The following is a 15,034-nucleotide window of genomic DNA, read 5'->3' as shown; positions in this document are numbered from 1 at the left end:
AGTAATCACTATTTTATTCAGCGTTACCGCCATTTTTCTTAATGATTTCTTCTTGAATTGCTTTTGGAACTGGTTCGTAGTGATCCATTGTCATTGTAAATGTACCACGACCTTGTGTTGCTGAACGCAATGTTGTTGCGTAACCAAACATTTCAGCCAATGGAACATAAGCATTAACAACTTGTGAGTTACCACGAGCTTCCATACCATCAACACGTCCACGACGAGCTGTAACATGTCCCATAACATCACCTAAGTTGTCTTCTGGTGTTACGATTTCAACTTTCATGATTGGTTCAAGAATTACAGCACCTGCTTTTGAAGCAGCGTTTCTTAAGGCTAATGAAGCAGCAACTTTGAAGGCAGCTTCTGATGAGTCGACTTCGTGGTAACTACCATCATATAACTTAGCCTTAACGTCAATTAATGGGTAACCAGCTAATACACCATTTTGCATAGCTTCTTTCAAACCTTGTTCAACTGAAGGAATGTATTCACGCGGAACGACCCCACCAACGATCGCATTTTCGAATTCGAAACCTTTACCTTCTTCATTTGGTGTGAACTTGATCCATACGTCACCATATTGACCTTTACCACCTGATTGACGAACGAATTTACCTTGTGATTCAACTTCTTTTGTGAATGTTTCACGGTAAGCAACTTGTGGTTCACCAACTTTAGCTTCAACGTGGAATTCACGTTTCATCCGGTCAACGATAATGTCTAAGTGCAATTCACCCATACCAGCGATTAATGTTTCACCAGTTTCTTGGTTTGTTTCAGCCTTGAATGATGGATCTTCTTCAGCAAGTTTTTGTAAAGCAATATCCATCTTGTCTTGATCAGCTTTTGACTTTGGTTCAACAGAAACTTGGATAACTGGATCTGGGAATTCCATTGATTCAAGAAGCAATGGACGATCTGGATCAGTTAATGAGTCACCTGTTGTTGTATCTTTCAAACCGATTGCGGCAGCAATATCACCTGAGAATACTTCAGGGATTTCGTTACGGTGATTTGAGTGCATTTGAAGTAAACGACCTACACGTTCACGTTTACCCTTTGTTGCGTTTAATACGTATGAACCAGCTTCTAATGTACCAGTGTATACACGTAAGTATGTTAAACGACCAACGAATGGGTCAGTTGCAATCTTAAATGCTAAACCAGCAAACGGCTTGCTATCATCAGCAATTAATTCAACTTCTTCACCTGTGTCAGGATCTGTAGCCTTGTAAGGTTTAACGTCTAATGGTGATGGTAAGTAATCATTAACACCATCAAGCATCATTTGAACACCTTTGTTCTTGAAAGCAGATCCAGCAAATACTGGGAATAAGTCTAATGATAATGTACCACGACGAATTGCAGCACGGATTTCATCTTTTGAAATTTCTTCACCGCCAAGGTATTTTTCCATGATTTCATCATCAACGTCAGCGATTTGTTCAATCATTTCTTCACGACGTTTTTCTGCTTCTTCACGGTATTCTTCAGGAATATCAACTGTATCCCATTTTGAACCTAACTTATCTTCATCATATAAGTCAGCCTTCATTTCAACTAAGTCGATTACACCTTCAAATTCATCTTCAGCACCAATTGGCATTTGAACTGGCAATGGATTTGCTTGTAAACGATCACGAATTGTATCTACTGAGTAATCGAAATTAGCCCCGATTTTATCCATCTTGTTAACAAAAACAATTCTTGGAACACCGTATGTTGTAGCTTGACGCCATACGTTTTCAGTTTGTGGTTCTACACCTGATTGAGCATCTAATACAACTACCGCACCATCTAATACACGCAATGAACGTTCTACTTCGATAGTGAAGTCAACGTGTCCTGGGGTATCAATAATGTTGATTCGGTTTTCTTTCCATTGAGCTGTTGTAGCAGCAGATGTAATTGTAATCCCACGTTCTTGTTCTTGTTCCATCCAGTCCATTTGTGAAGCACCATCGTGTGTTTCACCAATCTTGTGGATCTTACCTGTATAGTAAAGAATACGTTCTGTTGTTGTTGTCTTACCAGCATCGATGTGAGCTACGATACCAATATTACGTGTTTTTTCCAATGGGAATTCACGTTTGTTAGCCATGGAATTATTCTCTCCTTCCAATTTTGACTCGTTATAATATGCTTATTTCTAAAAAAATGACCATTATAGGATAATCAAATATCTATAACAGCCATTCCTAAATTACCAGCGATAGTGTGCAAATGCACGGTTAGCATCTGCCATCTTGTGTGTATCTTCACGTTTTTTAACAGAAGCACCAGTATTGTTAGCTGCATCCATAATTTCTTTTGCTAAACGTTCGGACATTGAGTGTTCGCCACGAAGACGTGCATAACTTACGATCCAGCGTAAACCTAATGTACGACGACGATCTGGACGTACTTCAATTGGAACTTGGTAGTTAGAACCACCGATCCGGCGAGCTTTAACTTCAAGTACTGGCATAACGTTTTCCATTGCTTGTTCGAATACTTCTAATGGATCATTACCAGTCTTTTCCTTAATCATATCGAATGCTTCATATAAAATTTTTGAAGCTGTACCACGCTTACCGTCTAACATAAGGTGGTTAATTAAACTTGTAACCAATTGTGAATGATAAATTGGATCTTCAGGTACTTCGCGTTTTGCTACAGGACCTTTTCTTGGCATATGTCTTACCTCCTAGAATAGTGTTTTAACTAATTATTTTTTCTTAGGCTTCTTAGCACCATACTTAGAACGACTTTGCATACGGCCTTCTACACCAGCTGTATCCAAGGCACCACGAATAACATGGTAACGAACACCAGGCAAGTCTTTTACACGACCACCACGAATTAAAACAACGCTGTGTTCTTGTAAGTTGTGGCCAATACCTGGAATGTAAGCTGTAACTTCAATTAAGTTTGACAAACGTACACGAGCATATTTACGTAAAGCTGAGTTAGGCTTCTTTGGTGTCATTGTACCAACACGTGTAGCAACCCCACGTTTTTGTGGAGCAGGAGTGTTTGTTTGAACTTTCTTGTAACTGTTGTACCCAAAGTTTAAAGCTGGGGAATTAGATTTTGAACCTTTAGACTTACGACCTTTACGAATTAATTGGTTAATTGTAGGCATCTAAAGTTTCCTCCTTCCTTAATTTTCAAATTTTCTAGTACACACACCCAGGAGTTTCTTTTTTTGATATAAAAAAACTCGGTGCGTCAACATCGTGCTAACTTGTGTTTTAAACACATTTTGCGTAAAACGATAACCGTTCACATCAAAGCACCTTTTTTAATTTATCACAGACTAAAAATGATGTCAATTGTCTTTCGAAAATTCTTCTAAATTTCGTATATATAATTGGAGGGATCATTATGAAATTAATTGTGTTATTTTTACTTGGAACTGTTATTGGTTCTACTGCATATTGTTATGCGATGCGTTCTTATTTAGGAATTTTGCAAATTCCACGTTCTTTTTGTGATCATTGTCATCGCTCTTTACAATGGTGGCAGCTCATTCCACTTTTAGGATTTTTAATTCAAAAGGGAAAGTGCCATTTTTGTCATTCTCAAATTAATTTTTCAAGTTCAATCATTGAATTTAGTTTCGGATTAATTTGTTGTAGATTTTATCAAGCTTCATTACCATCATTGCTTTTTTATCTCGTTTTACTTAGTTGGTTATTATTTTTAAGTTTAGAAGATTATCTTTCATGCTCAGTTTCACTTTTGCTATTATTATTTGGGATCATTATCAATTTTCTTATATTTTTACCAGTTATTCTTTTTCATTTTCAAACTCAATTTTGGTTCTGGCTAATGATAAGTCTTCTTTTCTTAATTACAAACTTATTTAATTTAATGGGAATCGCGGATACCATCATTTTGAGTTTTTTATTTCTTATAGTGGGAATTTACAATTTTATTGTGCTATTACTTTTTTCTTCAATCGGAACATTTTTATTCGCACTATTTTTTTCAAAGAAGAAACTACCATTTATCCCTGCAATCTTTTTAGGCACTCTTTTTATTTTGTGAGGATAAAACGGATAAAAAAAGACTATGACAAAGCATAGTCTTTTTTAGTTTATTTAAAATTAATTTTGAAGTGTGTTATCATCATCAACATTTAATTGTTTAGCAACATCTGACAATGAGTATGCATTATCAGTTACAATTCCTGTTTCTTCAGGTTGAATGTCATGATATTTCTTCATTCCAGTACCAGCTGGAATTGTCTTACCAATAATAACATTTTCCTTCAATCCGATTAATGGATCGTTCTTACCACGAATAGCAGCATCTGTTAAGACCCGAGTTGTTTCTTGGAATGATGCAGCTGATAAGAAACTGTTTGTTTCCAATGCAGCCTTAGTAATTCCAAGCAAGACTGGTCTTGATGTTGCTGGAATGCCACCTTTTACAAGGGTAGCAACGTTACGATCCATAAATTCGCTTGTATCCATTAATGTACCTGGAAGCATTTCTGTGTCACCAGGATCCATGATACGAACTTTTTGAAGCATTTGGCGAGTCATGATTTCAACGTGTTTATCTGAAATATCTACCCCTTGCATCCGGTATACTTTTTGGATTTCATGCAAGATGTAATTTTCAGTTGATAATACATCACGAACCTTAATCAATTCTTTTGGATCGATTGAACCAACTGTCAATGGATCACCACGGTGAACTGAATCGCCTTCCTTGACTTTCAATACAGCTGTAAATGGTAAGTCGTATGTGCGCGTATCAGTTTCACCTTGAACAGTAACTACTTTAGTTCTTTCTGCTGGATTTTCTTCAACAGTATCAACTACCCCAGTTACTTCACTGATAATTGCACGTCCTTTAGGATTACGTGCTTCAAACAATTCTTGAACACGAGGAAGACCTTGAGTGATATCGCCATCACCAGCAACCCCACCTTGGTGGAAGTTACGCATTGTCAATTGAGTACCAGGTTCACCGATTGATTGAGCAGCAACTGTACCAACAGCTTCACCTACTTCAACTACATCACCTGTTGCCAAGTTACGTCCGTAACAGTGAACACATACCCCATGACGAGTATTACATGTGAAGGCTGAGCGAATTGTAACTTTTTCAACACCAGCTTGAATAACTTTTGTTGCAAGCTCTTCATCAACTAATGTGTTTGCAGGTACAATTACTTCACCTGTCTTAGGATCAGTTACAGTCTTCATTGTGTAACGGCCTAAAATCCGATCGTATAATGGTTCGATCATTTCGTTGCCTTCTTTAATTGCATAAACATCTAAACCACGATCAGTTCCACAATCTTCTTCACGGACAATTACGTCTTGTGCAACATCAACTAACCGCCGTGTTAAGTAACCTGAGTTAGCTGTCTTCAAGGCTGTATCAGTCATTCCTTTACGAGCACCGTGTGAAGAAATAAACATCTCCAAAACAGATAATCCTTCACGGAAGTTTGAAATAACTGGCAATTCCATAGTCTTACCATTAGGAGCAGCCATCAAACCACGCATTCCTGATAATTGTGTAAAGTTAGAAATGTTACCACGCGCACCTGAGTCACTCATCATTTGGATTGGGTTAGATGGATCCATATTTTCAACTAATTTCTTTTGGATATCATCTTTAGCCTTATTCCAAATTGCAATCACGCGGTTATAACGTTCATCTTCAGTAATCAAACCACGCCGGAATTGTTTCTTAACAGTGTCAACATTCTTACGTGCTTCAGCAATAATTTCTGGTTTTTCATCTAGAACAGTAACATCGGCAATCCCAACAGTTAAACCTGATTTAGTTGATTCAAAATATCCTAAATCTTTCATGCGGTCTAATAATTCAGATGCAGCCGTTACTTTATATTCTTTATAAACTTGTGCAATGATATCAGACAAGAAACCTGACTTAAATGGTCCAATTAATTCTTGATTTTCCAAAAATTCATGAATATCTTGACCTTGTTCTAAGAAATATTTGTCTGGAATATTTCCTTGCAAGTTTTCTTGAGTTGGTTCATTCAAGTAAACAAAATCATCTGGCAAGATTTCGTTAAAAATAGCTTTACCAACTGTTGTTACTAAAATTCGTTCTTTTTGCCAGTCTGTAAATGGCTTACCTTTTTCAGCTAATGCTGAAGTTTGTAAACCAATTCGTGTATGCAAGTGAACATAATTATTTTGGTAAGCAGTTCTTGCTTCATTTACATCCTTGAAGATCATTCCTTCACCTTCACGGTCTTTTTCTTCAAGTGTAATGTAGTAGTTACCAATTGTCATATCTTGAGAGGGTGAAATGATTGGTTTACCATCTTTTGGTGCCAAAATATGATGAGCAGCAAGCATAAGCAACCGAGCTTCAGCTTGAGCTTCATCAGATAATGGAACGTGGATCGCCATTTGGTCACCGTCAAAGTCAGCGTTGTAAGCTTCACAAGCTAATGGATGCAATCGCATTGCTTTTCCATCAACTAAAACTGGTTCAAAGGCTTGAATACCTAAACGGTGAAGTGTAGGTGCACGGTTAAGCAATACTGGATGACCTTTAATAACATCATCTAAAACATCCCAAATATCTTCATCTCGCCGTTCAATTTTACGTTTAGCATTCTTGATGTTTGATGCCATATCACGTTTTACAAGTTCTCTCATCATAAATGGTTTGAACAATTCCAATGCCATTTCATGTGGAATTCCCATTTGAGTTAATTTCAATTTAGGACCTACGTCAATAACTGAACGTCCAGAATAATCAACACGTTTACCAAGTAAGTTTTGACGGAAACGTCCTTGCTTACCTTTAAGCATATGTGAAAGAGACTTCAATGGACGGTTACCTGGTCCTGTAACTGGACGACCACGACGTCCATTATCAATTAAAGCATCTACAGCTTCTTGTAACATCCTTTTTTCGTTTTGAACGATAATTCCAGGTGCATTTAAATCTAATAACCGTTTCAAACGATTATTCCGGTTAATTACACGCCGGTATAAATCATTCAAGTCAGATGTTGCAAAACGGCCCCCTTCAAGTTGCACCATTGGTCGTAAATCAGGTGGAATTACAGGGATTGCATCCATTACCATCCAATCAGGTTCATTACCTGAATCTAAGAATGCTTCTAAAATGTCTAACCGCCGAACTGCACGTGTCCGCTTTTGACCAGTTGCATCACGTAATTCTTCTTTTAATTCATCACATTCTTTTTGAAGATCAACATCACGTAAAAGTGTGCGAATGGCTTCAGCACCCATGCCTGCCTTGAATGCGTCACTACCATATTCATCAACTTTTTCACGGTATTCAGCTTCTGTTAAAAGTTGTTTTCTTTCAAGTGGAGTTTCACCTGGATCAGTAACAACATATGAAGCAAAATAAATGATTTCTTCCAAAGCACGAGGACTCATGTCTAATACTAAGCCCATTCGACTTGGAATTCCCTTGAAGTACCAAATGTGAGTAACTGGAGCTGCTAACTCAATGTGACCCATCCGTTCACGACGAACTTTTGCTTGAGTAACTTCAACGCCACAACGATCACAAACTACACCTTTATATCGAATTCGCTTGTACTTTCCACAAGCACATTCCCAGTCTTTTGTAGGCCCGAAAATTCGTTCGTCAAAAAGACCGTCTTTTTCAGGTTTCAAAGTACGATAGTTGATTGTTTCGGGCTTTTTAACTTCACCATATGACCAGCTTCGAATCTTGTCAGATGAAGCTAATCCAATTTGCATACTATCGAATTTATTGACATCGATCAAAGGACCGACCTCCCTTTCATTTATTGGCTTATTTTACTGACTAATACTCTTATTTGTCACCGTTTTCTCTTGTATCAGGATTACGGTCTTCCTCTTCTTTCATTACTTCTTGCGCTTGCTTGTTTTCTTCTTTTTCTTTCATGCGAGCAACTGCATCAACATTAATTACTTGATCATCATCGTCTTCATCAATGTCACGTAATTCAATTTCGTTTTTATCAGCGTCAAGAACCTTCATATCTAATCCTAATGCTTGTAATTCTTTAACAAGTACTCGGAATGATTCAGGAACACCTGGTTGAGGAATTGGTTCACCTTTAACAATTGCTTCGTATGTCTTAACACGACCAACCACGTCATCTGACTTGTATGTTAAAATTTCTTGCAATGTGTAAGCTGCACCATAAGCTTCTAAGGCCCAAACTTCCATTTCCCCGAAACGTTGGCCACCAAATTGTGCTTTACCACCAAGTGGTTGTTGAGTAACTAATGAGTAAGGTCCAATTGAACGTGAGTGGATCTTATCATCAACCATGTGAGCAAGTTTCATGTAGTACATAACCCCGACAGCAATACGGTTGTCAAATGGTTCACCTGTACGTCCATCATAAAGAATGCTCTTTCCATCACCTGGTAAACCAGCTTCTTTAAATGCATCCCAAATATCTTCATCACGAGCACCATCAAAAACAGGAGTTGCAACGTGAATTCCTAATTTACGTGCTGCCATTCCTAAGTGAAGGTCAAGTACTTGTCCAATGTTCATCCGTGAAGGCACACCCATTGGTGAAAGCATGATATCAATTGGAGTACCATCTGGCATAAATGGCATATCTTCTTCTGGAATAACTACTGAAACAGTTCCTTTGTTACCGTGACGTCCAGCCATTTTATCCCCAACTTGTAACTTCCGTTTTTGAGCAATGAATACCCGTACCATTTGGTTAACACCTGGTGATAATTCATCGCCATCTTCACGCGTATAAACCTTAACTTCACGAACGATACCGCCACCGCCATGAGGTACACGTAATGAAGTATCCCGAACTTCACGTGCTTTTTCACCAAAGATAGCATGTAATAAGCGTTCTTCAGCTGAAAGTTCGGTTACCCCTTTTGGAGTAACTTTACCAACTAAAATATCACCATCATGCACTTCTGCACCTACGCGAATAATTCCGAATTCGTCAAGATCTTTCAAGGCATCTTCACCAACGTTTGGAATTTCACGGGTAATTTCTTCAGGTCCTAATTTAGTATCACGTGCTTCAGATTCATGAGCTTCAATATGAATTGAAGTATAGACATCTTCTTTAACTAACCGTTCATTAATTGCAATCGCATCTTCGAAGTTGTAACCATCCCAAGTCATGAACGCAATTAATGGGTTTTGACCTAAAGCTAATTCACCTTGTTCCATTGCAGGACCATCAGCTAAAACTTCATCTGCTTTAACTTGGTCACCTACACGTACAATTGGTGTTTGATTATAGTTTTTACCACTGTTTGAACGATGGAATTTCATCAAAGCATATTTATCTAAAGTTCCATCTTCACGCCGAACTCGTACTTCAGTTGCATCCACGTATTCAACTACACCATCATGTTCACAAATCAAAGCATCCCCAGAGTCGTGCGCTGCTTTGTATTCAATCCCTGTACCAACTAATGGAGCATGTGGTTGAATCAATGGAACAGCTTGTCGTTGCATGTTAGCACCCATCAAAGCACGGTTTGAGTCATCGTTTTCCAAGAATGGAATACATGCTGTCGCTACCGCAACTACTTGTTTAGGTGAAACATCCATGTAGTCAACTTTGTCAATTGAAACTTCAATATTATCATCTTTGTGACGAGCCATAACAACTTCATCTACAAATGAACCATCATCATTTAATGGTGAGTTAGCTTGTGCTACAACATAGTTATCTTCTTCGTCAGCAGCCAAGTAATCGATCTTGTCTGTAACTTTGTGAGTTTCCCATGATACACGACGGTATGGTGTTTCAATAAAACCATATTTATTTACACGTGCATATGAAGAAAGGTTGTTGATCAAACCAATATTAGGTCCTTCAGGTGTTTCAATTGGACACATCCGACCATAGTGAGTATAGTGAACATCTCGCACTTCATATCCAGCACGATCACGTGTCAAACCACCAGGTCCTAAGGCTGATAAACGCCGCTTATGTTCCAAACTCCCCAATGGGTTAGTTTGATCCATGAATTGTGATAATTGAGAACTACCAAAGAATTCTTTGATTGAAGCAACTACTGGGCGAATATTGATCAATTGTTGTGGGGTTACTGTTGCTGTATCTTGAATTGACATTCTTTCACGTACAACCCGTTCCATCCGTGCTAATCCAATCCGGAATTGATTTTGTAATAATTCACCAACTGAACGAATCCGCCGATTACCTAAATGATCGATATCATCAGTTGTACCAAAACCTTCTTGTAAGTTAAAGAAGTAGTTCATTGAAGCAATGATATCAGCAGGTGTAATGTGCTTGTACTTCAAATCAATGTTGCCATTGCCAATCATATTCACAACACGTTCTGGATCATTAGCTGAATAAACTTTGATCACTTGAAGTGTCATTGGTTCTTGAACAACACCTTCTTCAGATGGTTGGTAAGTAATTGTCTTAAAGTCATCCCGATCTAAATAAGGAGCTAATTTGTCCATTACCTTCTTATCAATCACTTCATCTTTATTAACAATGATTTCACCAGTATCTGGATCTGCTAATGTTTCAGCAACAGTTGTATTTAATAAGCGAGTCTTTAAACTTAATTTCTTATTAATCTTATAACGTCCTACAGGTGCTAAATCGTAACGCTTTGGATCAAAGAAACGTGCTGTTAACAAACTTCTTGATGAATCCGCAGTTTTAGGTTCACCCGGACGAAGACGTTCATAAATATCTTTTAATGATTCTTCAACTCGTGAATCTTCTGTATTTTTATGAACATCTTTTTCAAGAGTATACATTAATGAGTCTGTTTCACCCATCATATCAATAATTTCTGAATCAGAACCATAACCTAATGCCCGAATCAATTCAGTCATTGGAATTTTACGTGTCCGATCAATTCGTACATATGCAATATTTTTAGAATCTGTTTCATATTCTAACCATGCACCTCGGTTAGGAATTACCGTTGTACCATAAATATTGCGGCCATTCTTATCAAGTTCTGAAGAATAGTATACCCCTGGTGAACGAACAAGTTGAGAAACAATAACCCGTTCGGCACCATTAATAATGAAAGTACCTTGTTTTGTCATTAGTGGGAAATCACCAAAGAATACATCTTGAGATTTAATTTCGCCGGTTTCATGATTTGTTAACCGTAACTTTACATGTAATGGTGCTGAATAGTTTGCATCATGTTCACGGGCCTCATCGACTGTATATTTTGGTTCTAATAATTGATAATCGACAAATTCCAAAGATAATGTGCCTGCAAAGTCATCAATTGGCATAATATCTTCAAACATTTCCCGAAGTCCTTCATCTAAGAACCAGTTGTAGGAGTCTGATTGAATCTCGATTAAGTTTGGAAGATCTAAAACTTCTTTAATTCGAGAGTAACTTCTACGTACACGGTGTTTACCGTATTTTACTAAGTGTCCTGCCAAGTTGTTCACCTCTCCAAAAATTTTGCAAATCATTCTAATGTTACAATTTGATTACAATTTCGAAAAATAGTCCAATTTTACCGATTTTTGGCAAAAAAAAACCAAAAACAGATTCGTTGACTTTATCAAACTGCACTATTTTTGTTTCATTCACTGATATGGACAATATATCACATCAGATATTGATCTACACTTATACTGTTTTAGTGTATCAGTACTACTAGTGGTTTGTCAATAACTAAAAACAAAGTACGACAAAATCATTTAAATAACACATGCAACAAAAAACTGCGACAAAAGTCGCAGTTTTCGTTATTTTTAATGAACCTTTAATTCTAACTTACCTTTCCGCGCTCCAATTGTTACTTTGGATCCTTTCTGAATCTCTCCAGAAAGTAACGCTTCGCTTAAACGATCTTCTACTTTATCTTGTAAAGCTCGTCTTAACGGGCGTGCACCATATTCTGGATCATAGCCAACTTGAGCAATCGTATCAATCGCAGCGGGAGTTAATTTCAATTCAATTCCTTGAGCAGCTACTCGGGTAATGATCTTTTGTCCCATTAATTTTACAATTTGATGTAATTCATCCTTAGTTAATGAATGGAAGATTAAAATATCATCAATTCGATTTAAAAATTCAGGTCTAAAAGTTTTTTTTAATCTTTCATGAATCTTTTGTGACATTGCTTTATAGGCATCACTTGGAGTTGAACTTCCAAAGCCAACTTCTTTTTGATCACGTAAATCAGTTGCACCTAAGTTAGATGTCATAATAATAATTGTATTTCTAAAATCGATTTTTCTCCCTTTAGAATCCGTCAAAAAGCCATCATCAAGAACTTGTAATAGTAAGTTAAAAATATCTGGATGAGCTTTTTCAACTTCATCCAATAACACTACGGAATATGGATTTTCACGAACGCTATCCGTTAGTTGACCACCTTCATCATAACCAACATATCCTGGAGGAGAACCAACTAAACGACTCGTTGAGAATTTTTCCATATATTCACTCATATCAATTCGAATCATTAAATCTTCAGAACCGAAAACGGAAGCTGCAAGTGCTTTAGCTAATTCTGTTTTTCCAACCCCAGTTGGCCCAAGGAACATAAATGATCCAATTGGACGATTAGGATCTGCTAAGCCACTACGAGAACGTCGAATTGCTTTGGCAATTGCACTAATAGCTTCATCTTGTCCAATTACGCGTTGGTGTAATGTTTTTTCTAAATTAAGTAAGCGCGTACTTTCTGACTTAGAAATTTGAGTAACTGGAACGCCACTCCATTGTGAAATAATTTCAGCAACATCTTCTGTAGTAACTACAATTTTAGAATAATCTTTTTGATCGGCTTTTTGTTTATTTTGATCAATTTTAGCAACTTTTTTTTGCTTTTCAAATTGTAATTTCATTGCATTTTCAAAATCATTATTTTGTAATGCTATCAAAATTTGCTGATTTAATTCACTGGTTTCTTTTTGAAGTTGAACAACCTTATTTTCATCTTTTTGACTTGCACGTAAGTGTGCTTTTACAGCAGCTTCATCAAGAACGTCAATTGCTTTATCTGGTAAAAAGCGATCTGTTATATAACGAGTACTGTAATCAATTGCTGCTTGCACAACTGCTTTTGAAATTTTAACTTTATGAAATTCTTCATATTGAGGAACTAAATTCATAATGATTTCTAAAGTTTGCGCCTTAGTTGGTTCTTCAACTTTAACAGTTGCAAATCTTCGTTCTAAAGCGGCATCTTTTTCAATATACTTATGATATTCATCTAATGTTGTTGCCCCTAAAATTTGAACTTCACCACGCGCAAGAGCAGGTTTCATAATATTTGAAGCATCAATTGCTCCTTCTGCTCCGCCAGCGCCTACCATTGTATGCATTTCATCAACAAATAGGATAATATTGCCTGCTTCTTTGATTTCTTTAAGAATTTTCTTTACACGATCCTCAAATTCTCCGCGATATTTTGTGCCAGCAACTAATGTTCCCATATCGAGCAAAATGATTTTTTTATCTTGTAATTCTAATGGAACATCTTCATTGGCAATCTTTTGAGCAACTCCTTCTGCAATTGCAGTTTTCCCTACTCCTGGATCACCAATTAAAACTGGATTATTTTTAGTTCTGCGCATTAAAATTTCAATTACACGCTCAATTTCTTGATTACGTCCAGAAATTGGATCCATTTTACCATTACGTGCAATTTGAGTTAAATCGCGTCCTAATTCCTCAATTAATGATTTTTGATTTCTACCATTTCGCTCTTTTTCTCTTCTTTTTAATTGAGTTTTAGTAAAACCTAATTGCTTTAATAATGAATCCGCAAACTTAATAAGATCAGTATCAAGATTAAGTAAAATTCTAACTGCCATACTTTGCTTATCATCTAATATCGCTAATAGTAAATGTTCTGTCCCAATTTGGTTAGCATCAGTTAATTGAGCAAGATGTTGAGCTTTATTTATAATTGAATTTAAGCGTGGACTTGGCTTAACTTCATTTACATTTTTTAATTTAGTTGTATTTTTTTCACCATATACATTAAATAATTCATCTTTAATTTCTTCTTCTGAAACCGGAATACGATCTAATAGTCCCGACGCTACTGAAGGTTCACTTAAAAGTAACCCATATAATAAATCTCCTGTAGTTGCATATTGCCGATTATCTTCAAAACTATTTTGCAACGCTAAATTTAAAGCTGTTTGTGCAAACTGAGTTAACTTATAATCCATGGACATTTGATCCTTTCTAAATTAGTCTTCACATCGTAATCGATTAAGAACACTGATTAAAATTTTAGCACGCACTTGATCTTCAATTTCTTTATTCGTAAAAGACAATGTATTAGAATCAATTGCTGCTAATATTAGGTTAGCTTCTTTCTTAGTTAATGCCTTATCTTCATATAAACTTTGGATCACTTGGAAGCCTTCGCGTGCTCCGATATGATTGCCGATATATTTGATTAAATCATCAATAACATCTGTATCATTTACGAGATCAACTTTAGCAATTCGAATATAACCGCCACCTCCTCTTTTACTTTCAACAATATATCCATTTTGAATATTAAATCTCGTTTTAATTACATAATTAATTTGAGATGGCACAACATCAAATTGCTCAGCAATTTCAGAGCGCTTAATTTCAATTTGCTTTGAATTTGCCATAATACTTTTTAAGTAATGCTCAATAATATCAGAAATATTTCGACTCTGCATTTTATCACCTCCAAAGTTTGACTAACATTGACTTTTATTATACTTTAAGATGATCATTAAATGCAAAAAGAATCCCCAATTTTGATGTATGCATCTGATTATACCAAAGAATAAATTAATATTATCGGGAAAACAGGATTTGAACCTGCGACTTTCACGTCCCGAACGTGACGCTCTACCAAACTGAGCTATTTCCCGCTCATGTGACTAATATAATAATATAGAAAAAGACTGTGACCTAAGTCACAGTCTAACAAATATCGGGAAAACAGGATTCGAACCTGCGACCCCTTGGTCCCAAACCAAGTGCTCTACCAAACTGAGCTATTTCCCGATAAATGCACCCAGTAGGAGTCGAACCTACAACCTTCTGATTCGT

At 36.7% G+C, this 15,034-nt stretch carries 8 protein-coding genes and 2 tRNA genes; 1 reads left to right on the top strand and 9 read right to left on the bottom strand.

Features of this window, described 5'->3' with window-relative positions; genetic code table 11:
* Nucleotides 1-13: 13 nt before the first annotated feature.
* From fusA to rpsL, 3 genes are all read right to left on the bottom strand, one after another.
* Complete coding sequence (gene fusA, locus ACWCL1_RS05385; RefSeq protein ID WP_454545890.1) at nt 14-2,107, bottom strand: elongation factor G; 2,094 nt, start codon at nt 2,105-2,107, stop codon at nt 14-16.
* Between the two features lie 102 nt (nt 2,108-2,209).
* Nucleotides 2,210-2,680 carry a 30S ribosomal protein S7 gene (gene rpsG / locus ACWCL1_RS05380; protein WP_454545889.1) on the bottom strand — a complete coding sequence of 157 codons (471 nt, stop codon included), beginning with the start codon at nt 2,678-2,680 and terminating at the stop codon, nt 2,210-2,212.
* Between the two features lie 33 nt (nt 2,681-2,713).
* Complete coding sequence (gene rpsL / locus ACWCL1_RS05375) at nt 2,714-3,130, bottom strand: 30S ribosomal protein S12 (RefSeq protein WP_454545888.1); 417 nt, start codon at nt 3,128-3,130, stop codon at nt 2,714-2,716.
* 242 nt (nt 3,131-3,372) lie between these two features.
* Between rpsL and ACWCL1_RS05370 the strand changes: the two genes are divergently transcribed.
* A complete protein-coding gene (locus ACWCL1_RS05370; protein ID WP_454545887.1) occupies nt 3,373-4,038 on the top strand; it encodes a prepilin peptidase in 666 nt (221 codons plus the stop codon).
* Nucleotides 4,039-4,097: 59 nt separating this feature from the next.
* Here ACWCL1_RS05370 and rpoC read toward each other — a convergent pair whose 3' ends face one another.
* The 6 genes from rpoC to ACWCL1_RS05340 form a co-directional block, all read right to left on the bottom strand.
* Entirely contained in the window at nt 4,098-7,760 is a 3,663-nt protein-coding gene (gene rpoC, locus ACWCL1_RS05365; RefSeq protein WP_454545886.1) for a DNA-directed RNA polymerase subunit beta', read from the bottom strand.
* Between the two features lie 49 nt (nt 7,761-7,809).
* Nucleotides 7,810-11,421, bottom strand: a complete 3,612-nt coding sequence (rpoB, locus tag ACWCL1_RS05360; protein ID WP_454545885.1) for a DNA-directed RNA polymerase subunit beta — start codon at nt 11,419-11,421, stop codon at nt 7,810-7,812.
* Nucleotides 11,422-11,730: 309 nt separating this feature from the next.
* Nucleotides 11,731-14,166 carry an ATP-dependent Clp protease ATP-binding subunit gene (locus tag ACWCL1_RS05355; protein WP_454545884.1) on the bottom strand — a complete coding sequence of 812 codons (2,436 nt, stop codon included), beginning with the start codon at nt 14,164-14,166 and terminating at the stop codon, nt 11,731-11,733.
* A 21-nt stretch (nt 14,167-14,187) separates the two neighbouring features.
* Nucleotides 14,188-14,655 (bottom strand): CtsR family transcriptional regulator, encoded by a 468-nt coding sequence (locus tag ACWCL1_RS05350; RefSeq protein WP_454545883.1) that lies wholly within the window; start codon nt 14,653-14,655, stop codon nt 14,188-14,190.
* Between the two features lie 124 nt (nt 14,656-14,779).
* Nucleotides 14,780-14,853: transfer RNA gene (locus ACWCL1_RS05345), tRNA-Pro, on the bottom strand.
* 62 nt (nt 14,854-14,915) lie between these two features.
* A tRNA-Pro gene (locus ACWCL1_RS05340) sits at nt 14,916-14,989 on the bottom strand.
* Nucleotides 14,990-15,034 lie beyond the last annotated feature (45 nt).

The organism is Ligilactobacillus sp. LYQ135 (assembly GCF_053711055.1).
This window is presented reverse-complemented; position numbering and strand designations above follow the sequence as displayed.

Coding starts and splice junctions, on each gene's coding strand:
- fusA (WP_454545890.1), bottom strand. CDS start 2,107: ATGGCTAACAAACGTGAATTCCCATTGGAAAAAACACGTAATATTGGT.
- rpsG (WP_454545889.1), bottom strand. CDS start 2,680: ATGCCAAGAAAAGGTCCTGTAGCAAAACGCGAAGTACCTGAAGATCCA.
- rpsL (WP_454545888.1), bottom strand. CDS start 3,130: ATGCCTACAATTAACCAATTAATTCGTAAAGGTCGTAAGTCTAAAGGT.
- ACWCL1_RS05370 (WP_454545887.1), top strand. CDS start 3,373: ATGAAATTAATTGTGTTATTTTTACTTGGAACTGTTATTGGTTCTACT.
- ACWCL1_RS05355 (WP_454545884.1), bottom strand. CDS start 14,166: ATGGATTATAAGTTAACTCAGTTTGCACAAACAGCTTTAAATTTAGCG.
- ACWCL1_RS05350 (WP_454545883.1), bottom strand. CDS start 14,655: ATGCAGAGTCGAAATATTTCTGATATTATTGAGCATTACTTAAAAAGT.